This window comes from Xenorhabdus bakwenae, from assembly GCF_030272115.1.
Classification (GTDB): Bacteria; Pseudomonadota; Gammaproteobacteria; order Enterobacterales; family Enterobacteriaceae; genus Xenorhabdus; species Xenorhabdus bakwenae.
The window spans coordinates 2,060,124-2,081,549 of record NZ_CP119194.1; the positions used below are offsets into that span (position 1 = coordinate 2,060,124).

Here is a 21,426-nt window from a genome sequence, read left to right on the forward strand (position 1 = left end):
GTTAATCGTTCTGGGAATCGGACTTGACCGACTTCGGCAACAAAAAATTGACCACCTCCACACTGAGATTAATCAGATCACCAGGTGACATCATCATCAGGTCATTTTTGGTCAATGCAGGGGTGGTCACACGCGGCAGGACAAGCAGCATAGAATCCACATCCATTTCCAGCAGTGCCTGTAAACGTGCACCGCGCAACGCACCGCTGTTAGGTTTGCGTACCACCACTTCCGTGATTTCGCCGTTGCCTCGTGCCAGTGGTGCTTCCAGTTCAATGGTGCGCAGATCGTCATTTTGAGTATTCAGTGTTTCTGTCATGGTTCAACCTTGTTTATCCGATTAGAAACCTGTCTCAACAGGTATGATTCACGCCTTGAAGAGACAGGAAATAAGTTTTAAAAAAGTTAATTGCTAAAAGAAGCGATTAAAAAAGACCGATAGCGCGGCGATGTTGCTCCAGACGATCTTCCCCACCGACTTTTTCAACCATGTTGATGGTGTCGATTTCAATCAGTTCTTCACCACCCCATGTCAGTTTGAAATAAGTGTTTTTGGCGGTGATTTTGGTCTGAGTGTTATCACCCTGTTTATACGTGCCGTGATCAAACTCCTGGAAGCGACCACGCATCACAACTTCAACTGCAACTACGTCACCCGTATCTTCGCGCTCAAAAGAGCCGGCAAAGCGCAGCATGACGCCATCCGCTTTCGCTATGCCCCACTGTTTGTACAGTTGAGATTCAACACCGCCCAGAGTGAATTCAGCATCCAGTGCGCCTTCATCCAGGCCCAGATCCACCATTGCACTGCCGTTCATGCCGGCGCCACGGTAGGCTTCCAGCTTGCGGCTCAATTTAGGAAGAGTCAGTTCTTCCACAATGCCCTGATAGTTGTTGCCATCGTTGAACAAATTCAGGTATTTAAGTTTGCGAGGTAAAGCCATCAGTCAGCCCCTTATTTATTGATACTTTTAGCGAAATCCATCAGGTAACTATCTGTAATGCGCTGGCGTAACATCATGTTTTCCAGTGGCGGTACAGGGGTATAGTCATAATCGATGGTCAATTTTCCTGCTTTCAGGGTGTCTTTATCGTTGATTTTGTCGTCATACCAGCAACGACCATCAATGATGTAACCACCGGCTTTCAGCTCGCGGAACTTGGCATTGATACCTTCGATAATGTCGCGTACCAACGATGGGGTCAGCGGTTTGTCAATCGCCCACATGTGTGATTCAGCCATAGTGTCAGCCAAAATCTGAGCGGTACGGGTATAGCTTTCAAACTGGAACAGTGCGTCATCAGAACAGGTGCGTGAACCCCAGAAACGGAAACCGTTTTTGCGGATCAGCGTCGTGATGCCAGCTTTGTTCAGCAAATCAGCGTCAGTCGCGGTATCTTGCAGATCCCAGAACACATCAGCGGACAGACCAGTCACACCGTTGACACCCACATTGGACAAGGTTTTATGCCAGCCGGTTTCCTGGTCGATCTTAGCGCGCAGACCCAGAGCACGAGCGGTTGCAAAAGCAGTCGCTTCGCTGTTGGTGACAGTATCCCAGCTCAGGAAGTCAGGCCAAATCAGCATCAGCTCACGATGCTTGAAATTTTCACGATATTTGATGACTTCTTCGATTTTTTTTGCAGCCATAAGCGCTCACATATGCCATTGCTTTCAGTTTCTCGGCAATAGAAGCCAGTTCAATAGCCACAGCTTTTGAGTCCAGACCCGGAACCCCCAGAATACGGGGCTTAACACCGAGCTGGCTTTGCGCCGCCAACAGCGCCTGCATACCGGTTTTCTTACCTTCATTAGTGACACCACCGATGATGTTAGAAGCGGTTATTTCTTCAGTTTCACCCTCTTCTACACGAACAACCACAGTCACAGGCTGAGCCTGCGCAGCGATAGCTTTCAGTGAAGCGAACAAAGTGCCTTTTTTCCCTGCTTTGCCACTGGCGCTCATAACGTCAGTAATCAGAACTGGGGTGTTTAATGGAAATGTTTTTTCGTCTGCGTCAGGGGCAGTACAAACCATACCTACGATAGCGGTGCTAACGGTAGTGATGGTACGAGTACCTTCGTTAATTTCCTGTACACGGACGCCGTGGTGATAATCTTGTGCCATGTTAGCGTTCTCTCCTGTTAAGGTGTGCTGATATATTGGCGGATTAGGCGGGGGAAATCATTCGATTGGCGGTGTGTGGGGGATGGTACAAGTGTGGGTTTATATTTTTGTTTATAATCAATTTGTTGAGTTAGTTTTTAATTGATTTCGATTGAGTTTGGGGGAATTAGGTGGTTTGGTTGGGGGAGAGCCTTAAATTGGTTGAATAACAACCTTGATTTAATCATTTATTGAGCTTTATTTGGTTTAAAATTTATCCTTTTCAGGATTATTCAGTGTGATTCTGGCTTTTGGTTATTTTTTGACAGGCAAAAATGGCTCTTTTTTGTCGCTGGGTTTTGGTTTTCAGGGATTAGGGAGTGGGATCTTGGCTGGATCGTAAGGATCTGTGGATTTCGGAAAACCTCGGTTTGATGGAAACCCAAAAATTGGCGGCCGATGCCTTGCCACGTAGTGGGGGCGAGGTGACAGGGAATATCACTATTTCGACTGACACTGAGATAGCTTGGCGCAGAAACACGGACATGGCCGCTATCGGTTTTAAAAATACCGGAGATGCTGATACCGACTCCTATATGTGGTTTAAAACCGCAGATAATGGTAACGAATATTTTAAATGGCAGCATAGCCTCTCTGGAGGAGGAACCACGGAATGGATGAGTCTTAAATCGGATAATCTCCGAGTTAAAGGACATCAGGTCTATCATGAAGGGTATAAGCCATCTGCTGCTGATATCGGTGCATTTTCAAGCTCAGGTGGAAAAGTAGCAGGAATCATTCATGCCGATAATTGGATTATGGGTAAAGAATTATGGGAACGTGATCCTAAAAATGGTAAAGAAGAGCGAATCTATAGCCCATTTAATAAACCATCCGCTAGTGATATCGGAGCGGCATCAGTTAATGATGCAATGCGCATCACATATTTGGATGGCTGGAACAATATTTACAATGGTTATTCTGGGTTCGGTCCTGAAGCTTCATTTCTCAAAAAATATAATATACCAACTGATTTCGGTGTTCAGCTAAGATTTAGCAATGTAAATGGAGCCTCAAATGAGGGGGAAGATCAAATATGGAGTCATAGATTGATTTTCATGCATAGAGGAAATACATATCGTACAGATCATATCAATAAAAATGAAATATTTACTCGTAAATTTTGGGATGATAATAATGCCAAACCAGATAATAATGGTTTTCTCAGGATATCTTCTCCAATAATAGAAGTTTATTCTGATGGTACATGCATAACTAATAATGAATCAGAAGGTGCAACTGTTACTAAGATTAATATCGGCCATTATAAAATATCAGGGATATTGGGTTATACCTCTGATAAGGCATGGGGGGTATATGGAGGTATATCGTCCCCGAAAAATAACAACGGGCTGGAACTCATCTACATTGATGATAAGGTAAAAAAAAGATGGAAGCATTATACTTGAAACTTTCCATCGCCAACATTCACATCTGCCTGAAAAATTCCAAAACTGGAGAGTAAAAGAAATCGTGGAAGGTAAAGAAATATTTTATCTTGATGGGGAACCTTGCGATATTCCTGTGGGTTGTCGATTAGATGTTCGTGTACAGATGCCTGAAGATTCTGTTTGGAATAAAAAACAGAGAGAATTTTCTTAACCGCTATAATAAGCAAGGGGCATAACGCCCCTATAATTATTTTTCTTTTTTTTTGTACATCCATAAATATATTTGAAATATTGTTTGATAAATTTTTAATATCATAAAAAGATTTAGAAATCCCATCGGATTTAACCATGTAAGGGAAAATAAATGAACCATCATTAATAGTTTTATAAATCATGTTAAAAATTTCTGCTGTTGGTAAAGATATAGATTTTATGTCTTCTAATGTTTTTACCTTTTTCAGCTCTATTACTAAATTAGAAAAATTAACTAATAATATCCCTAATATATCGAACAAGATGCCCTCACGAGTACCAGAATCAGATAAACCATCAATCTTATTTCGAATAAAATTCCTAACTAGAACAACTTCTGTAGGTTCAATGCCTCTTGATGTAACAATATAACCAGAATCAAATCTATTGTTTTTTTTAATGTCATCTAAAATATTCATTTATTATTCCTATATTAAGATCCAAGTCCAGAACCAATGTTAAAAAGCTGCGGGCATAAACACTCTGAATTCCATTTTCCCGTAACAACTTGTGGTAAAGCAATGTAAAGCGTATCGCCTATAGATAATTTATTATTTACATTAAAATCAATATGTGAATAATCACCTGGAGAGGAATTACTAAATAAATGACTTGTATTCTGATGCCATGTCTCTTTAACTGAATTATTACACCACCACCAGTCTGCATTGCCAACTATTTTATGATAAACAACAAAACTCATAAAACAACCAGTTTGAACATGCTGATTAGGAATATAAAAAATATAATGCTCAAACTTATCAACTGCTTCCTTAGCTGTCAGTTTCATTATATTAAAATCCCCATGAAAATAGAGCCTATCCATTTTCATGTACTGTAAAAGCTCACGAACCAATGGAGGGCGATTCTCTGGTTCAATACCTGTTATCACTCTCGTGAACTCAACATCAAATATATTCCAAAATCTATTGTTAGCGTGTATTCCCATCCCCACTGGAAGCAAACGATCTTCAGAACCTGCAAGATCTGTCAGAGATGCATTTTTATTAACGGCTAGCGCTGTACGTTCGTTAATGTAGTTATTGTACATATATACAACTCGTGCATCATCACCCTCCATTAAGGTATTGGAAGTAGTACCAATAGGCATTTTAGCCGTTCCCGCTAAACCGAGGTTTTCTACAAACGCCTTTTTGTCGGGAATATCTGCACCATTCTTGTTTTTCTCCAAACGCGTATTGGCATTATTCTCCGCCGCCTTCGCCAAATCATACGCCGCCTTTACCGCTTTCGGGGTTGCCGCATGCGTTTCGCTATTGCTGTCCACTGCGCTGCTCAGGATCACAAAACCCTTCTCATTCAGCGTCGCGTCAGGGTGGTTACGGCTGTTGGCATGTTTATTAATGGAATCATCCACATACTCACGCGTAGCCAGAATCACAGACGGGTCAACTTTCAATGTCACCGAATCCGCGCTGCTGACAATCAGAATCATGCGAATAGTCTGGGTGCGGCCGGAACCTTCCTGCAACTGGGGTTTGTAGGTTTCCGCACAGTTACCTACGGCAATCAGAATACCGTCTTTGTCAAACAGGCCAATCTCACGGATCCACCAGCCACCTTCGTTTTCAGGAATAACCTGTTCTGCAACAATTTGGTTGGTGTTTTTGGGATCAATGCTCAGCGTGTTAATCGCTGCACGACGCTTTTCATTAATCAATTTGGTTTGTTTAGTGTCCGGCGTCGGCAGGCTGCCGCCGCCATCACCAACGGCCATATGGGTAATTTCAATTTTAGTACCCAATGCCGCCGCATTTGCTAACTTATCTGCGCCTAACTGCGTCAATAGCGCAAAATATTTGGTACTCATGATCTAATCCTCATGTCATCAATAATATGTATGCCCGCGCCCACAACTTCTGAGCCGGAGATTGTTACTTGTTCCGGGAAATAAGGATAAACCGTCAGTTCGTCACCACTGTAAGTCGCCGCCGAATAGTGATATCCACCGCGGGTATCCAGGTTGATGTCCAACCCAATCAAATGTCGGCTCACTGGCTTGGCATCAAAAATCAGGTTTTCCAGCTCCTCGAACATTTCATGGGTGATACCGCTTTCCAGTACACCGATATCCAACCGGAAGGTGCCCGGAGCATCGTTGGTCTGCCACCACTCTTTTACGCGGATGAGATAACCCAATGGCTCGACAACCCGCCGGATCGCACCAATCGTTCCTTTATGTTTATGCAGGAATAGCGAGCTTTTGATCACTTCCCTTTTGGTACTCTCAGACCAACGTTCGTCCCAGCGATCAACTGACCATGCCCAGGCCAGATAAGGCAGTAGTGATGCCGGACACGTGTCTGGGTCCCACAGCTCACGTAACGGAACCTTGACCTTCTGCAATTCAGCGCAGGCTTTGGCCGCCGCAAGTTCTAGCTGAGTCGAACCCATCGGCAGGAGGCGATCACTCATCCGAGCCTCCCATCGTCAGGGTAGTTTTGGTGCAGTAAGACGCCTGAGTTTTATCCAGCACGACGTCTTTCACCGGCGCTTTCAATTCCACGCGCTGGACACCTTCCACATGCAGTGCGGCATAAATCGCTGACAAACGAATGTCACGCCCCAGACGGTGCTGGGCTTCAACATAGTATTTCAGTCGCTGTTCTGCCGCCTTGCGGATCGGTTCTGATTCTGGTGTAGGGAAGATGTACAACACCGCATCAATTTCATATTCCACAATGTTCGCAGACTGGATTTTCAGGCGATCCGCCACTGGTCGCACGTTTTCGTCGTTCAGCGCTTTTTCGACTATTTCCAGCAGCGCTTTGGAAGCAACCCCCTTGTCTTCCCGCGACATAATGGTCACGGTGACGTTAGCGGGCGACGGGCTGATTGCCGAAGCGTCAGCGACACGACCATCCGCACTGCGTGCATGGTATTCATACGCACCAACCGGACCGGCAACACTCAAACCTTCAAAAGCCTGTGGGATGCGCACGCGGTAATCGTTGTCAGATTCCATCACCGCCGGTGTCGGTGGCACGGTAGAATTATCCGCAGGATGCAGAACCATACGGGAAACGTTGTTGTTCGTTCCCAACTGATCCAAATCACTGCCTGTTGAATAGGCCACCATCACCGCCCGCGCCGCTTCGTTAACCCGTTGACGCAAGAGCAGCTCACGATAAACGTTCTCTTCCAACAACTTGACCAAAGGTTCAGATTCCAGCTGCAAAGTACGTGCAATGGCATCTTGCTGATCTTCTGGATAGAGCGAGATCAAGCCTTTTTTACGCTCTTCCAGCAGTTGTTCGTAATCCAGTGGCTCAACCACATCCGGTGGTGGCAACTGGCTTAAATCGATTGTTGGCATGACTTATTACCTCACCGGGAATGGCTCACCGGAATAGAAAGTGAAAATTCCTTGGCGGATTGATGATAAGTACCCGTAATATCCACCACCATTTTGCCGTCCTGCCGGGTTTCCATCGTGATGGAGGTCAGCATCACGCGTGGCTCCCAACGGCTGATTGCGGTATAGCTGGCCGCCATAACCTGAAGCCGAAGCGCTGCGTTTTGTGGCCAGTCAATCAGTTCTGGCAGCAAAGAACCGTAGGGACGGCGCGCAATACGGCTGCCCACAGGGGTTAATAAAATATCGCTGACGGATTGCCGGATATGGGCCAAATCTGTCAGCTCTCGGCCCGTCTGCCGATTCATTCCCAGGTACATCATACGGGGCCTCCTGATGTGTCACCGCCTGACCGGATGCCGGTGTGTTTATGGGAATCCACGACCACGCCGTTGGAACTGAATGTGCCTCCGGTGTGTTCAATATTGCCCGTCATTTTGCCGCCGTTGCGCACGATCAAGTTGCCTGTGCTCATTAGCTGCGTGCAGATGACTTCCGGTGTATCCAGCGTAATTCGGGTGCTGGCGACACAGGTGATTTCCGGCGCGGTAATATGGACGGAATCCGAAGCAGTTACTGTCGCGGTTTTAATACCAGTCACAGTCAATGCGCCAGATTGCGGTTCATATTCCATCACGGCACCATCGGGAAACTTGATATGCGTCGCTTCAGGTGATGTTGATGGTGCCGGAAACTCATCTGAAAAAATCGCAGGCAATACAAAGGCGGTGGTCAGTTCTCCGCCTATGGACAGTAATAAAACCTGCTCACCGACACTGGGTGCCCACCATGTGCGGGAGTTTCCCGCTCTGGATGTCAACCAGTGCAGCCAGTTGGTTTCAAGATTGCCTGTCGCTACTCGGCACATTCCCTTTGTGGTATCCACTTGGGTAATAACGCCGGTTCGGATCAGGTTGCGCAATAAGCGCGTCAGTTCAGTGAGTTGTGTGTTCATGACGTAAGAATGCCATGAAACAGCAGGCCGGACATTAAACTGGGTTTGTAAGAAACAGCATACAAATCCAGAATAAAAATCTTTTTAAATCAATAAAATAAAAGGCCTTCTTTGGAATGAAAGAAGGCCTTGAAAACCGCATTGCAATAAGATGCGCTCATTCCGATTGACACTGCCGAACAACATCCCGTACATACTGTTGTAAATAATCTAATTTGGCCTGATCTTTGATGATGCCGGTTCGGATATCGTAAATAGCGTGTCCAGCGTTTGCAGTGAGTTCGACTTGGGTTCCATCGCCCATGCGGCGGGTGCCGGTATCTCGGTTTTGGGTGAGCTGACAGGTAGCAAGGTTGGCGGCGGCGATTTGCACCCGCCGATGACCAGCCATAATGTCAGCACGCAAAGCCGCATTTTTTTCGGTGACATGAGCTAATTTTCCTGAATAGTATTCATCCAATTGTGCAGCCCGGTTTTGCGCATCTTTCATTTGCCCAATAGCTGCCAACGTTTCTGAATAGGCTTTTTGGTTGATGGCAGCAAGCTGCGCAGCCTGTTGCTGTTTCAAACCCGCCACTTCGCTGAGAAACAGGGAGCGATGCCCCCACCAGCCAAGGCTTCCGCCAATGACCAGGCTCATCATTAAGGGCATCGTTTTTAGTGTATTAATTCCCAACAAACCCGTTCAACCTCCCCTTAATCCCAAAGCTGGATAATAGGTTTACTGGCGACCGGCATAAATTCTGGCATTTCAACTTTCGTTCCATGCGGCAGTACCGCGCCAAAATCAGCCAATCCCGGGTTTGCCAGCAACACACGCTCAGTCATTCCCAATGTACGACCATAATGACGCCAGCAAATGGCATCAACTGTCTCATTTTGTTGTGCGATAACTTGCATACACTCTCTTTCCTCTTTGCAAAAGTCAGTTAGTAAATCGGAGAGTTATGATCAAATAATTAGCAAAATGCCTCAATGCGGTGGGATTGTCAGGTGAGTGGTACATAAACCAAGGGGCAGGAAATCATTTCCTGCCCCTTGGCGATTATCTCTTATTACAATGACTACTATTCATTGGAGGATATTCATTGGAGGCTATTCATTGGAGGCTATTCATTGGAGGATATTGCCCCTTTGTCAGCGTTAATCAGATAGCCAACTATCATCCTCCCAAACCTCTTGAATGAGTTCCATTATGTGGTCGTGTTCACTACTTTTTTTAGTCCCTGTCACCCTCACGGAGGTGCTGCTGCTAATTTCAACTCTAAAATTCGTATCAGGATAGTGTGGTAATATTCTTTTTTTTAGTTCACTTTCTAATGAAGATATGACTGATTCAGAAACATTAGCTCGTTTATCGAAAAGTATCTCTACTCGCATGATTTCCCCCGCTGCCAAATCTATTCTTCTATTATTGCACCCGAATTCCCTAACAGATCGCTTTCCTGTTTACTCTGGTAACTGTTAAACCTTTTTTCATAAGGTGCAGATAGCTCTGCTATCCAAACCAGTGCCAGCTCTTTGTCTTCCGCATGATTGCATTCGCAACTTGTTGCCATTCTAGCAATGAAATTGATACGTTGCGCTACCAATGATTCTATAAGAGATTCCACTGATCTATCTGCCTCTATATAAGAAACTGTATGTATATACAGTACACGTAATAAGACTAAAATTAAAGTATTTTTTGCCTGTTTTAGTCATTAAATTTAATAGTTAGTGACTATTGTTTGTTGTTTTAGCAGAAATATTTGCCAATTTGATTGATTTTTCTGCTACGACAATTCTATGGTCTGGATAACCCGCTCTCTTTCTATTTGCCTGTTCATCCGTACAGTTATTGACAGAACTCCAAGAGGAAAATTTTATGCGTCTTTTATAGACAATTCGTTCAGAGGTAGCCGTCGATTCTGATTTTGGCACGAGGGTCCATTGGTGGATCCGCGTACAAATAAATTCGGCGTGGGACAAAAATGGTGAGGTCACACCTTGTATGGATTGAACATCCTCACCGTAAGGACTGCCAAAAGGGATATTTTTGTAAGATAAACGAATAATTAAATCACGACGTGAAACCCAAGGTCCGCCCTGTGCTTGGGTATAAGCAGCCCAATTTCCTTCATCTGCCGCTTGTAACACTGCATTTATCTTGTGGTCAGACAGGCGTACTTCCCTGAGCCGACGCAATTCGCGCCAAACCGAAACGGGAGCGCCACCGATTTGTTGAAATTGGCGAATACGCCAGCGACTCGCCCAGGCAGTCACTGATTTTGCCATATCGCGCAGGGGTTCGCCGGTTTCATGGTCTTTTTCTTCTTCCAACGCATAACCGTCAATGTTTTTGGAAATGTACTTGGCAATATAGCCTGTTGCGCTGCCTTTACTGGGATCGATCGCCCGATAATTAAAACGCGCTTTTTTGGCTTCATCGTCCTGTAATTCGCCCTGTTCTTCCTGACAGGCGTAATGCTCAAGGAGCCTTCTGACTTGCTGCAAATGCTCCGGCAACATAAACAGCACCATATGCCAATGAGGAGTACCATCATGATGTGGTTCCACCACACGGAAACCAAATAGGTTAATACCTGCCCGTGCCAACGCAGCCCGAGCTTTTGCCCAGACACCGCATAAATAACGTTGAGTATCACGTGGTGTTGCGCCATTCCAGGATTTGACAAACCCGCCCTTATGCTGGACAGCATGATATTTTGCAGGTGCCGTGATGGTATAAAATTCCCCAACACATTGCATCTTGTCGGCAATATCTTCGAAACCGCGCATTCTGACCATCAATTCACAACGTCGGATTGCCGGATTTGCGTTGCTATGAACAACGGTCTCTGCCAGTGAAATTCGTTCCCCTTTTTCATTTTCCAAATCAAAATGCTTGAAAAATTCACGATTGTGCCGTTTTTGTTCCAGCCATTCCCGTAACGCCTGGCGTGAAACATAAGGAGAAGCGACTTGCTGTACCTGCCCAACGGCAATGGCCATATGTTCAGATCGGATATCACGCAGGCGTTTTAACCGAAAATACCACCAGCGGGCAGACATCATGCGCAACATGCCAGAACAGAGTTGATCAACTGATGGCTGTTTGCGGCCATGATTGAAACGCTGCCAATAAGGTGGATGAGTACCACATTGCAAAGTCAGTTTTGCCAGTAATTGATACAACTTAGCGACACGGGAAAATGACTCATCTTTGCCACCAACAGAAGTTGATGAGTGTTTTTGGGAAACACGCAAAGAATAGTGCTCATAATTATCCGCAATAAAAACGGAGATATCGTGAGCCAGTTTCAGGAGCTGTTTGCGACCATACGTTGCTACATTTTCCAATTGTTCAATAAAAGGAAAAGGTGCCATACCAGCAATAGGGTGGTTAAACTGGTATCTTTCTTTTACTAACTGCAATCTTGGCAAGACCTTCTGTCCAACCGCTTTTCTCAGGAAAGAATTTGCATCACGGCGCCCTGAACGATGAAAAATATCGATATAACGGTGACTAAAATATTTCGCCAGAAAATCCGGCATTTGTCCTATATATTGGTGACGCCATTGATGATCTTCCGCGTTAACGTCCCATAACAGGCGCTCCGCCATTGAAACACCCAGCGGTATGTTTTGTTCATAAGTGATAATGTTACTATTCATCAATTTCACCATATTCAGGACGAGTAAGAGCCTGGCGTATCCATGCCATTGGTTCAAAAAAGAGAGAGAACATATTTATACCCATCCAACTTCAAGATGCGTGTTATATTTCCTCACGCAGCAGGGAAATATAAGGCCTCGCGTCGTCTTGCGGATTGCAACCTGAAATTTATCGAGTATAGAAAGCTGTCATTAATTAGGTAATGTCAGGTACTTCGGAAATTGACTGACAACAACCTTAATATGATTCATTGCCTTGATCAGCGCCTGCTTTTCCTCTTGGGTAAAATGGTTAAATTCACTATCGTGGCGGGAGTGCGGAATATTCGCCAGATAGAAAATGGCAGATAACGCCCGTTTATTCTGTTCGTAGTAACCGTCTCTTTTGTCACGCATATCAGCCAAAAACCGCGCCAACTCCTTTTCATTGTCACCCCAATATGTCGCCCTAATCCTCGACAAATGATTCAATCCTTCCAGCCGCTGGCCGAGGTTAATCTGGGCAAATTTTTCCTTCTCAGTATTCGCCATATTTTCCCTCAACATTTTCCTACCAAACGATCCCTCTGCTATTTCCTACGGTTCCCCCTATTTCAAGCTCTCTGACTATTCTCTGAATGGCCTTCCCGAAATATTTTGATATCAGGTATAAAGATTGAAATCTGGGCGTTCATGATGCAATATCTCTCAATGGTTTTCAGCTTAACCAATCCGGGCTTATCATGGGTCTCATATCGAGAACCTTGATGGGATACTAATAGCTATTATCTGTACTGTCAATGAAAAATACCAATATTGAGATCAAAATGGGGGCCGATAGTGGGGGAAGACCTGCTATTGAACGTCTTGTCCGCGCATATGGATTTAAATCACGTCAGGCCCTAAGTGACCATTTGGGCGTTTCCAAAAGCACGATGGCAAACCGCTACCTTCGTGATAGCTTTCCGGCGGATTGGATCATCCAGTGCACTCTCGAAACTGGCGCTTCACTGCTGTGGCTGAGCACGGGTCAGGGGGAAATGTTCCCAGATGGAGAAAGCGGCAAAAAAAGCGGAACGATTGGAAGATATCATTGCCCCATCCATTTCTCGTGTAAAATTATCGGGCGGTAAACTCAATGACGTTAGCCCTGTGATTTTGGACAGCGAATTGATTACCAGGGAACTCAAAAATCCACTGATTGTCGATGATGGTGCCTCATGGTATCTGCTGGATACGCAGGAAGATAATATTCAAGATGGTTTATGGCTGGTGGACATTGAAGGTATGCACAGTATCAAAAAGATTGCCAAAATCCCAATCAGCAAGATTCGGGTCAGCGATAGCGACGTCACTTTTGATTGTGCAATCAGCGATATCAAATTCATTGGCCGCGTCGCTCTGGTCATATCCAGACAATAACATAAGGCAATTTTCATCAAGGTTATCCCTGTCCATGAGGATAACCTTGATGACATGCAGCATTCTCATACAAAATCTGAACGTCGGAGGCGATACAGAACATGCTCCCTCAATGGGTGGTTTTCTTCCAAGCCCGGATGGAGAAAGGTTTTTTCATCCCTGACCATGCCCAATTTTTTCATGACATTTTCCGAGCGGTAATTAGAAACTGTGGTAAAAGCGACAACCTCTTCCAGCCCGATTTCGGTAAATGCAAAGTAAAAAATTCTGCGGGCGGCTTCACACGTATAACCTTGTCCCCAAAATGGCTTGTCCAGACGCCAGCCTATCTCAACAAAAGGCGAGAATGGAAATTTGAGGTTCGGGATATTCAGCCCCACAGAGCCAATAAATTCACCATTCTGTTTTAATTCAACCGCCCATAATCCCCAACCCCCCTGCGTTTCAAACTTGCGGATACAATTATCGATAAAAGTATCGCTCTGCGCTTTAGTCAGTATGTCAGGGAAAAATGTCATTACGTCAGGGTTGCTATTTAAGCGAAAGAAAGGTTCTCTGTCTGAGGCTTTCCAGGCACGGAGTCGTAACCGTTCTGTTTCCAATTCAACAATCACAACGTCTCCTTGATTATCACGCGTTGCTTTTCACTTTTGGTTTATCACCCTGATTTTCTCTAATAGAAACAACGCGTTCTATTTCTGATTTTTTCTTATTATCAACCTGTTCAGACTGACCAAAAAACAATCCACCACGTCGAATTGACATACTGCCGCAACGGCTAATACCCCGTAACTCGCCATGTTCAAGGATATCTAATGTCTCCGCACAGCACGTGCCTTCAACATGACCATCAATGATAATTTCAGGGGCATTCAGCTCACCCTCTACTTTACCGGCATGCATAATCCGAATGGCCCCCCCTTTTACGCGAATATTGCCAATAACTTTACCCCAGATCTGGATATCCCCGTCCATTTCGACATCCCCTTTGAAGACAGAGTTTTTTGCAATAATGGTATTGGGACGGATCTCGGTTTCAGGTAATTTTTTCTCTTCAGGCTTGATGCCCATAGCGGGAGTCGCAGAACTGGCAGTCGCTGCCTCGGTTGTTTTTTTCCAAACATAGCGTTTATTCTCAATTTCATTTTCATAAAGTAAAACACTAAGGCTAAAAAAGATAAAATTGCTGTCATAGTGCAGCTAAAATGCGCACCATACAGATACAGTCCCAATGCAATTCCCCAAAGGAGCCATACACTGCATAAAAAAGCGTTATCTGAAAAACGATACATTGTCATATTGTTCTCGTTTTTGTGGTTTTTTCTTATATTTCATCAGCAAAATATATCTATACATATGCCTTAGCAGGTAACAAACAGGCTGTGGAAGCACATCCTACCATTGTACAAGTATAAAAAACAATCTACGATGCTATAACAGAGTGATTTATAGCGTTATTACACGGATAAAGCTTCTATTTGAGTTTAATCCTCTGATTTGTCATTTAATTTTCTCACATTGATGAAATAAAAAAAATACATAAATTTAATTTCTTATTTATACCTATCGCCATTGAAGATGCTTGATTTCTTATCCAAACCAGATCATGCTTGCAACCATGAAAATTCATCTGACACCAGAACAAAAACGCGCCCTCGAATTGATGCATGATACTACTCGTGATAGTCGAGTCTGTGATCGCATCAAGGCCGTGCTTTTAGCGTCAGAGGGCTGGACTGCCCAGATGATTGCACAGGCCTTGCGTATTCATGAAAGTACGGTAAGCCGTCACCTAAAAGATTTCATCGCGCAGGAAAAGCTCACCCCGGAAAATGGCGGCTCTGAAAGCCATCTCTCTGCCGAACAAACCGCCGACCTGATTGACTATTTGACGACAAATTTGATGCATACTACCACTCAAATTGTGGCCTATGTCCGAACACGGGTCATGCTCCCAATCATTAGATTGTTGTAGTAAACTCCCCACTTTTTATTACTGGTGAGATATGGCTAAAGTTGATGTGGTTTGTCGTTACTGTCACAAAGCGGAAGAGGTCAAAGGGCATGGAAAAGGAAGCAGCGGACATCAGCGTTATCACTGTTATGCCTGCCGTAAAACCTTTCAACTGAATTACACCTACCAAGCCTGCAAACCCGGAATGAAAGATCAGATTGTGGATATGGCTGCGAATAATGGCGGTATCAGAGACACCGCTCGTGTCCTGAAGGTGGGTATCAACACCGTTCTTCGTACCCTAAAAAACTCGAACCCAGACAGGTAACTACACTGCCGCTGGCCGCAAATAATATTCATATTATCTGCGAAATTGATGAACAATGGTCTTTTGTCGGTAACAAGAAGAATCAGCGCTGGCTTTGGTATGCCTGGGAACCGGAGCAAAAGCAAATAATCGCGCACGTATTGGGGGATCGCAGCAGGAAAACACTGAGCAAATTGCTGGCACTTCTGGCTCCTTTCGAAATTCAATTTTTCTGTACCGATAATTATGCCGTTTACGATTGCCTTTCTGAGGAAAAACACTTTAGAGGGAAGAAATTTACTCAACGTATCGAAAGAACCAATCTGACCTTACGTACTCGCATCAAGAGACTGAATCGGAAAACGATCTGTTATTCCAAATCCGAAGAAATGCATGACAAAGTGATAGGCACTTTCATTGAGCGTGAATACTATCTTCCAAAGGTTATCTAACTATTGGGTGCATGACCCGAACACGTTGGCAGGTCTCTTTCAGCGTGGGCGGAATAACGAAATGGCTTCACCGCCAAGGTTTCAGCTACAAAAAACCCAAGGGAGTGCTTCATAAATTTGATGCGAATAAACAGCAACAATTTATTGATTACTACCAATCTCTGAAAGATGAAGCGGGTCAGAATGAGCCGATCCTATTTATTGATGCGGTGCATCCTTCACAATCCACAAAGCTCAGCTATGGCTGGATGAAAGCGGGAAAGAATCAGGTAAAAGAGATCGAAACCACCGGCAGTCGTACCCGTCTCAATATTCTGGGTGCCCTCAATTTACAACGTATTGAAGACACCGTGATCCGTGAATATCCGAGCATCAATGCTGAAAATATCGCGTATTTCTTCGGGGCGATCCGGGAAACTTACCCGCTTTCGCAAAAAATCCATATTATTCTGGATGGTGCGGGTTACCACCGAGCCGAGTTGGTGAAAGATATTGCGTATGTCCTGAATATTGAATTGCATTACCTACCGCCTTACAGCCCAAACCTCAATCCGATAGAGCGATTGTGGAAATATATGAATGAGCAAGTGCGTAACAATGTCTATTTTCCGAATGCGAAGACGTTCCGTCAAACCCTTCGTCACTTTTTTCATGTCACTTTGCCCGAAAAAGCGAAAGAACTGACGACTCGACTGACTGACAATTTTCAGATTTTAAAACCGGCATCTTCAAGTTAGATTGGTATATATATCCCAATCACATAAACCCACAATTTATTGACAACACATACAATGCATTAATAAAAATGCATCATGGTTAGATGCCATGAAAAAACACATTATTCTCAATGGCTATTTAGTTTATGTTTAGTTATATAATGCCAGCGGTTATTTAAATAATAAAAAAACACTTCATGCACTCATCAAAAAATGATTACTCACGATACGGAAAATTAGGAGTATTAGATGAAAAGGACGACGGGCTTAAACCAAAAGAGTATTTGCACAATCCAGTTGACTATGCCGGATTTCAATATCCTGGAGCATAAACAAAGAGGGTTATATATTTTACTTGATGGCGAAATGGTGTGGAAAGATTGTATAAACACTTATCACATTAAATCGAATGAAATCCTTTTTACCCACCCCGGAAGTTATGCAGCTAAAACCCGGACAGAAAATTGTCAGCTCTTATGGTTGCCCTTACACATGGAGTTTTTACGTCGTTTTTTACAACGTTTCGGCTCATTATTAAGTCAGTTAGAGCGACAGGAGTTCCCTGCGTCCAGATTGATTCCTTTTAATCAGTTTCCCTTGTTAACGGAAAGCATTCGCGGGCTGGCGAACTTACTGGCGCATGATTCCCCTCCGGCTTTGGTTCAGCTAAGAGTTGAAGAGTTATTGTTACTGCTTTCCCTGGGTAAACAAGGCGCATTGTTAATGTCTATTCTACGGAAATTAAGCAACCGGCCGGTGGAACGCCTGCAAACATTTATGGAGGCCCACTATCTCAAAGAATGGAAATTGAATGACTTCGCACGTGAATTCGGTATGGGATTAACTTCTTTTAAGGAGCTTTTTAACAGTGTCTATGGCACTTCACCCAGAGCCTGGATTAGTGAACAACGCATTCTTTATGCTCATCAATTATTACTCAATAGCGAAATGAGTATCGCCGATATTTCACTGGAATCGGGTTTTTCCAGTCAGTCCTATTTCACTCAAAGCTATCGCCGACGTTTTGGTTGTACACCCAATCGCTCCAGATGCGGCAAAGATTAGCGATTCATTTAATAACTAATCGTTAGTGCTATATTCCATAAATCAAGGCTTTCCAGTTTGATATAAACTTGTTTAGATCAAACTGAAAAGCCGCAACCACAATTAGGCGAAGATATTATGATCGTTTTTATCGATCAATATCCTCTTATTGATCTGTGCAATCCATTGGACGACGCCGTCTCATCTCGCATATAGTCATGGTGACTCATCACTGTTTAGAGCTAATCCGACTAAGTGCTAAGTCACCACCAGGGACTTTTATATTTGCCGTATTTTCGGCCTGCTTCCGCGCAGGCTTTTTTTATTCTTTTTGCTTGCTATCTGCACTATAAAAGACTGTACCTAATTTAATTCTTTCACGGCCGGTAGCCAGACGATGGCGATTAGTATCCCGCAACGAGTAAATACAGCCACAATATTCCTGCTGATAGAACGCTTCTCGTTTACTGATTTCTATCATGCGGGCAGATCCGCCCCCTTTACGCCAGTTATATTCCCAATACATTAAGTCAGGGTAACGGGACGCAGCACGAACCCCACATTCATTGATTTGTTGCATATTTTTCCAGCGCGAAATACCGAGTGAGCTGGTAATCACTGGGAAACCATGTTCGTAGGCATAAAGTGCTGTTCGTTCGAAACGCATATCAAAACACATTGTGCAACGAATACCGCGTTCAGGCTCATTTTCCATTCCTTTCGCGCGTTCAAACCAATTATCACGGTCGTAATCAGCGTCGATAAAAGGAATGCCCATTTCCTGCGCAAAACGGATATTTTCATCTTTACGTAACTCGTATTCTTTCAGGGGATGAATATTCGGGTTATAGAAAAATATTGTGAAATCAACGCCTGAAGCCAACATGGCTTCCATCACTTCCCCAGAACATGGCGCACAACAAGAGTGCAACAAGACTTTTTTGTTCCCATTTGGCAGTGGAAGAGGTTTACGCTCATCATTCAGTGACATAATATTTCTTACCTGATTCAGACAATAAAAAATCAGGAAGAGAACAAATCCCCCTCCCTGTGTTTACTGGATAGACATTTTACCTTTTTCTACTGTCTTACGACAATCTTTGTCACATAATCAGGCTTCCTGTACTTCTGGCAAAACCTGTCCACCATCAACGACTATTGTTTGTCCGGTAATATATTTCGCTTCATCGGAAGCCAGGAAACAGGCGGCATAGCCGATATCTTCAGGCGTACCCAAAGCCCGCATTGGCGTGATATCTTTCGCATAACTGAGGAATTCATCACCAAATGACGTTAAACCTTCCGTCATGATCATACCTGGCATAACGGCATTAATGGTGATACCTTGCCCCGCATATTCCAGTGCGGCACTGCGCATAAACCCGAGTTGCCCTGCCTTACTGGCACCATAGTGACTGTAACCCTGAATACCCGTTATCTCACCCGTTATTGATGAAGTGATCACAACGCGCCCGTAACGCTGCTTTTCCATGACATTCAATGCCGCTTGTACCAGAAAAAATGTCCCTTTAAGGTTGACGCTGTGCACTAAATCCCAATCCTCCGCAGTCATATCTTTCAGATAATGCTGTGGAAAAATACCGGCATTGGAACAGAGAATATCGAGCCGGCCGTACTTTTCAACAATCCGGGTAATCACGTTTTTACAGGCTGCTTGATCAGTCACATCAAGAGGAATGAAATCAACTTCCAGCGCTTTGGCAATGGCTTTCCCTCTCACCTCATCAGTACCGGCAATAATAGTCACCGCACCCGCTTGCTTCAATACTTTGGCAATTCCCGTGCCAATACCTTTGGTGCCACCTGAAATAAAAGCAATCTTTCCGGCTAAATTGAACATCGCTTTTCCTTTTGTATTAGTGGTTAACGTTTTTTATTATCTAACATAGAACTCTTCGATTTATTTTTAAACCGTGACTTTATCAAGTTTAATAAATGAAAGCAGCATATTAAAAAACACAAAATAAAGTCACATTATTTACATGAAAAATCGAAATAAAGCATCTTCCTTAAATTTTTCCGACATTGCTTATTCTGCTGCCAGAGATTACTTTTAAAGTACATAACATTTTGTTAACGATAATAATATGGAGTGAAGAGTATGATCATCGATAATTCATTCTTACATGAATATACCGGCACTGCATTATCACCGCTTTTATTTCTTAAACGGGCTGTATTGAGCAATGGTCATGATAACGCCATCATTGATGGAAAACAGCGTTGGACCTGGCACCAATATGCCAATCGCTGTGAAAGGCTTGCTATCTCTCTCCAACAAATGGGGGTGGATAAAGAAAACGTCGTTTCGGCTATTTTACCCAATATCCACGAACTGCTTGAATTACATTTTGCCGTTCCTTTGGCCGGCGGCATTCTTAATGCCTTGAGTACCCGAACAGACGCAGCCACATTAAATTTTGTTTTTGAAAAACTGCATCCCAAAATATTATTTATCGACAAAAATTACCTTTCACTATTAAATAATGTCGCTTTCAAGCAGCCAATTAAGATAATCATTGTTGATGAAAACAACTCAGCTATTCCTATATCTCCTGCCGGACATGAATTTATCTCTTACGAATCACTGGTAACCGAACACTCATCAAAGACACTCTCATTTACCCAGATTGACGAACAAGCCGCTATAAGTATCAATTGCACTTCGGGCACCAGCGGGCAACCGAAACTGGTTGTGTATTCTCACCGTGGGGCATTTTTAAATGCCATTTCCAATATTCTGGATTGGGACATGCCCAAGAACCCCATCTTTTTATGGACGCTTCCCATGTTTCACTGCAATGGCTGGTGTTTCCCCTGGACAGTTGCGGCACGGGCTGGCACACACATCTGTATAAGGAAATTTGATGCAGAAGACGCAATGCAACTGATCCAGCAACATCACGTCACCCATTATTGTGGTGCCCCGATTATTCACTACGCTTTAGGCAAGATAACGCAAAAGCATAAAAAGCATTTTAATGGTCGCGTTTATGGCCTGATTGCCGGTGCCCCACCGACAGAAATGATGTTTTCGTTGCTGAACGAAGTCGGTATCAATGCAACGCATGTTTATGGACTAACTGAAACTTATGGCCCTGTGGTCGTTTGTGAAAATAAGCATGAATGGAACGCATTGCCAGAATCAGAAAAAGTCTTAAAACGGATGCGTCAGGGAATTGTCTCTAATTTACAGGGTCAGGTAAGCGTTATTGATAAAAATAACGCGGAAGTTCCTTTTGATGGCAAAACCCTCGGTGAGATCGCAATCCGCGGTAATATCGTAGCAGCTTATGATCCGGTACGTCATGTGACACCGGAGATCACCAACCAATGGTTTTATACGGGTGATTTAGCCGTCGTCGATCCTGATGGCTATATCAAAATCATCGACAGGAAAAAAGATATCATTATTTCCGGGGGTGAGAATATTTCCAGCCTTGAACTGGAAAATGCCTTATCCAGTTACCCAAGTGTATTAGCGGTTGCTGTTGTGGCGAAACCCGATCCCTATTGGGGAGAAGTTCCCCATGCTTTTATTGAACTCGATGAAAATACAACACTCACGGAGCAGGAGTTAGACGATTATATTTGTACGGTAATAGCACGCTATAAACGCCCTAAAGGATATACTTTTTTTAACTTTACCGCGAAATGCCAATGGCAAAGTTGTAAAAGATCAATTGAGAAAACGTGTCAAAGACTGATATACCCCGCATAAAGACAATAACG

At 43.9% G+C, this 21,426-nt stretch carries 21 protein-coding genes and 5 pseudogenes; 8 read left to right on the top strand and 18 right to left on the bottom strand.

Annotated features, from left to right (window positions below):
- Window position 1: 1 nt before the first annotated feature.
- From PXH59_RS10555 to PXH59_RS10565, 3 genes and pseudogenes are all read right to left on the bottom strand, one after another.
- Window positions 2–319 carry a phage tail assembly protein gene (locus PXH59_RS10555; RefSeq protein WP_047767823.1) on the bottom strand — a complete coding sequence of 106 codons (318 nt, stop codon included), beginning with the start codon at window positions 317–319 and terminating at the stop codon, window positions 2–4.
- A gap of 106 nt (window positions 320–425) precedes the next feature.
- Window positions 426–944, bottom strand: a complete 519-nt coding sequence (locus tag PXH59_RS10560; RefSeq protein ID WP_047767821.1) for a phage major tail tube protein — start codon at window positions 942–944, stop codon at window positions 426–428.
- An 11-nt stretch (window positions 945–955) separates the two neighbouring features.
- Window positions 956–2,129, bottom strand: a pseudogene (locus PXH59_RS10565) (phage tail sheath protein).
- Window positions 2,130–2,488: 359 nt separating this feature from the next.
- Between PXH59_RS10565 and PXH59_RS10570 the strand changes: the two are divergent.
- Together PXH59_RS10570 and PXH59_RS20305 are read left to right on the top strand one after the other, a co-directional pair.
- Window positions 2,489–3,577 (top strand): phage tail fiber protein, encoded by a 1,089-nt coding sequence (locus PXH59_RS10570; protein ID WP_285808299.1) that lies wholly within the window; start codon window positions 2,489–2,491, stop codon window positions 3,575–3,577.
- Between the two features lie 25 nt (window positions 3,578–3,602).
- A complete protein-coding gene (locus tag PXH59_RS20305) occupies window positions 3,603–3,770 on the top strand; it encodes a phage tail fiber protein (protein ID WP_491630986.1) in 168 nt (55 codons plus the stop codon).
- Between the two features lie 1,259 nt (window positions 3,771–5,029).
- Here PXH59_RS20305 and PXH59_RS10580 read toward each other — a convergent pair.
- The 11 genes and pseudogenes from PXH59_RS10580 to PXH59_RS10630 all read right to left on the bottom strand — a co-directional run.
- A pseudogene (locus tag PXH59_RS10580) lies at window positions 5,030–5,642 on the bottom strand (phage tail protein); the annotation flags it as partial.
- Window positions 5,639–6,247 (bottom strand): phage tail protein I, encoded by a 609-nt coding sequence (locus PXH59_RS10585; RefSeq protein WP_047767817.1) that lies wholly within the window; start codon window positions 6,245–6,247, stop codon window positions 5,639–5,641. The pseudogene PXH59_RS10580 and the gene PXH59_RS10585, both read right to left, overlap by 4 nt.
- Entirely contained in the window at window positions 6,240–7,148 is a 909-nt protein-coding gene (locus PXH59_RS10590) for a baseplate assembly protein (protein ID WP_285808301.1), read from the bottom strand. The genes PXH59_RS10585 and PXH59_RS10590 overlap by 8 nt, the downstream gene beginning before the upstream one ends.
- An 11-nt stretch (window positions 7,149–7,159) precedes the next feature.
- A complete protein-coding gene (locus PXH59_RS10595) occupies window positions 7,160–7,510 on the bottom strand; it encodes a GPW/gp25 family protein (RefSeq protein WP_047767813.1) in 351 nt (116 codons plus the stop codon).
- The gene (locus PXH59_RS10600) at window positions 7,507–8,142 is read right to left on the bottom strand and encodes a phage baseplate assembly protein V (protein WP_047767811.1); all 636 of its coding nucleotides are present in this window, start codon (window positions 8,140–8,142) and stop codon (window positions 7,507–7,509) included. The genes PXH59_RS10595 and PXH59_RS10600 overlap by 4 nt, the downstream gene beginning before the upstream one ends.
- A gap of 157 nt (window positions 8,143–8,299) precedes the next feature.
- Window positions 8,300–8,785: a lysis system i-spanin subunit Rz gene (locus PXH59_RS10605; protein ID WP_285808302.1), complete on the bottom strand. Its 486-nt coding sequence runs from the start codon at window positions 8,783–8,785 to the stop codon at window positions 8,300–8,302.
- A 53-nt stretch (window positions 8,786–8,838) separates the two neighbouring features.
- The gene (locus PXH59_RS10610; protein WP_047767809.1) at window positions 8,839–9,042 is read right to left on the bottom strand and encodes a tail protein X; all 204 of its coding nucleotides are present in this window, start codon (window positions 9,040–9,042) and stop codon (window positions 8,839–8,841) included.
- Window positions 9,043–9,285: 243 nt separating this feature from the next.
- Window positions 9,286–9,522 carry a DinI-like family protein gene (locus PXH59_RS10615; RefSeq protein ID WP_285808303.1) on the bottom strand — a complete coding sequence of 79 codons (237 nt, stop codon included), beginning with the start codon at window positions 9,520–9,522 and terminating at the stop codon, window positions 9,286–9,288.
- A 20-nt stretch (window positions 9,523–9,542) separates the two neighbouring features.
- Window positions 9,543–9,755 (bottom strand): hypothetical protein, encoded by a 213-nt coding sequence (locus PXH59_RS10620; RefSeq protein WP_285808304.1) that lies wholly within the window; start codon window positions 9,753–9,755, stop codon window positions 9,543–9,545.
- Between the two features lie 103 nt (window positions 9,756–9,858).
- Window positions 9,859–11,799: a replication endonuclease gene (locus tag PXH59_RS10625; RefSeq protein ID WP_285808305.1), complete on the bottom strand. Its 1,941-nt coding sequence runs from the start codon at window positions 11,797–11,799 to the stop codon at window positions 9,859–9,861.
- Between the two features lie 192 nt (window positions 11,800–11,991).
- Window positions 11,992–12,330, bottom strand: a complete 339-nt coding sequence (locus tag PXH59_RS10630) for a DUF5347 family protein (RefSeq protein ID WP_047767849.1) — start codon at window positions 12,328–12,330, stop codon at window positions 11,992–11,994.
- A gap of 248 nt (window positions 12,331–12,578) precedes the next feature.
- Here PXH59_RS10630 and PXH59_RS10635 point away from each other — a divergent pair.
- Window positions 12,579–13,200 (top strand): annotated as a pseudogene (locus tag PXH59_RS10635) (phage repressor protein CI).
- A 65-nt stretch (window positions 13,201–13,265) separates the two neighbouring features.
- On the opposite strand, the gene PXH59_RS10640 reads toward PXH59_RS10635, so the two are convergent.
- Together PXH59_RS10640 and PXH59_RS10645 are read right to left on the bottom strand one after the other, a co-directional pair.
- Window positions 13,266–13,814, bottom strand: a complete 549-nt coding sequence (locus PXH59_RS10640) for a GNAT family N-acetyltransferase (protein ID WP_285808306.1) — start codon at window positions 13,812–13,814, stop codon at window positions 13,266–13,268.
- Between the two features lie 16 nt (window positions 13,815–13,830).
- Window positions 13,831–14,271: a bactofilin family protein gene (locus tag PXH59_RS10645; protein WP_285808307.1), complete on the bottom strand. Its 441-nt coding sequence runs from the start codon at window positions 14,269–14,271 to the stop codon at window positions 13,831–13,833.
- A gap of 547 nt (window positions 14,272–14,818) precedes the next feature.
- On the opposite strand from PXH59_RS10645, the pseudogene PXH59_RS10650 reads away from it, so the two are divergent.
- The 4 genes and pseudogenes from PXH59_RS10650 to PXH59_RS10665 form a co-directional block, all read left to right on the top strand.
- A pseudogene (locus PXH59_RS10650) lies at window positions 14,819–15,136 on the top strand (helix-turn-helix domain-containing protein); the annotation flags it as partial.
- A 70-nt stretch (window positions 15,137–15,206) separates the two neighbouring features.
- Window positions 15,207–15,913 (top strand): IS1 family transposase gene (locus tag PXH59_RS10655; RefSeq protein ID WP_285808308.1). Its coding sequence is split into 2 segments (ribosomal slippage): window positions 15,207–15,456 and window positions 15,456–15,913, totalling 708 coding nucleotides; the frame shifts between segments, so codons are not numbered across the junction.
- A gap of 26 nt (window positions 15,914–15,939) precedes the next feature.
- Window positions 15,940–16,650 (top strand): annotated as a pseudogene (locus PXH59_RS10660) (IS630 family transposase); the annotation flags it as partial.
- A gap of 228 nt (window positions 16,651–16,878) precedes the next feature.
- On the top strand, window positions 16,879–17,694 hold the full coding sequence (locus tag PXH59_RS10665) for a helix-turn-helix transcriptional regulator (RefSeq protein ID WP_285808309.1): 816 nt from the start codon (window positions 16,879–16,881) through the stop codon (window positions 17,692–17,694).
- A 301-nt stretch (window positions 17,695–17,995) separates the two neighbouring features.
- Here PXH59_RS10665 and PXH59_RS10670 read toward each other — a convergent pair whose 3' ends face one another.
- Window positions 17,996–18,664 (bottom strand): epoxyqueuosine reductase QueH, encoded by a 669-nt coding sequence (locus PXH59_RS10670; protein ID WP_047767801.1) that lies wholly within the window; start codon window positions 18,662–18,664, stop codon window positions 17,996–17,998.
- Between the two features lie 120 nt (window positions 18,665–18,784).
- Entirely contained in the window at window positions 18,785–19,534 is a 750-nt protein-coding gene (locus tag PXH59_RS10675) for an SDR family oxidoreductase (protein ID WP_047767843.1), read from the bottom strand.
- A 261-nt stretch (window positions 19,535–19,795) separates the two neighbouring features.
- On the opposite strand from PXH59_RS10675, the gene PXH59_RS10680 reads away from it, so the two are divergent.
- Complete coding sequence (locus PXH59_RS10680; protein ID WP_285808310.1) at window positions 19,796–21,415, top strand: AMP-binding protein; 1,620 nt, start codon at window positions 19,796–19,798, stop codon at window positions 21,413–21,415.
- Window positions 21,416–21,426: the final 11 nt, after the last annotated feature.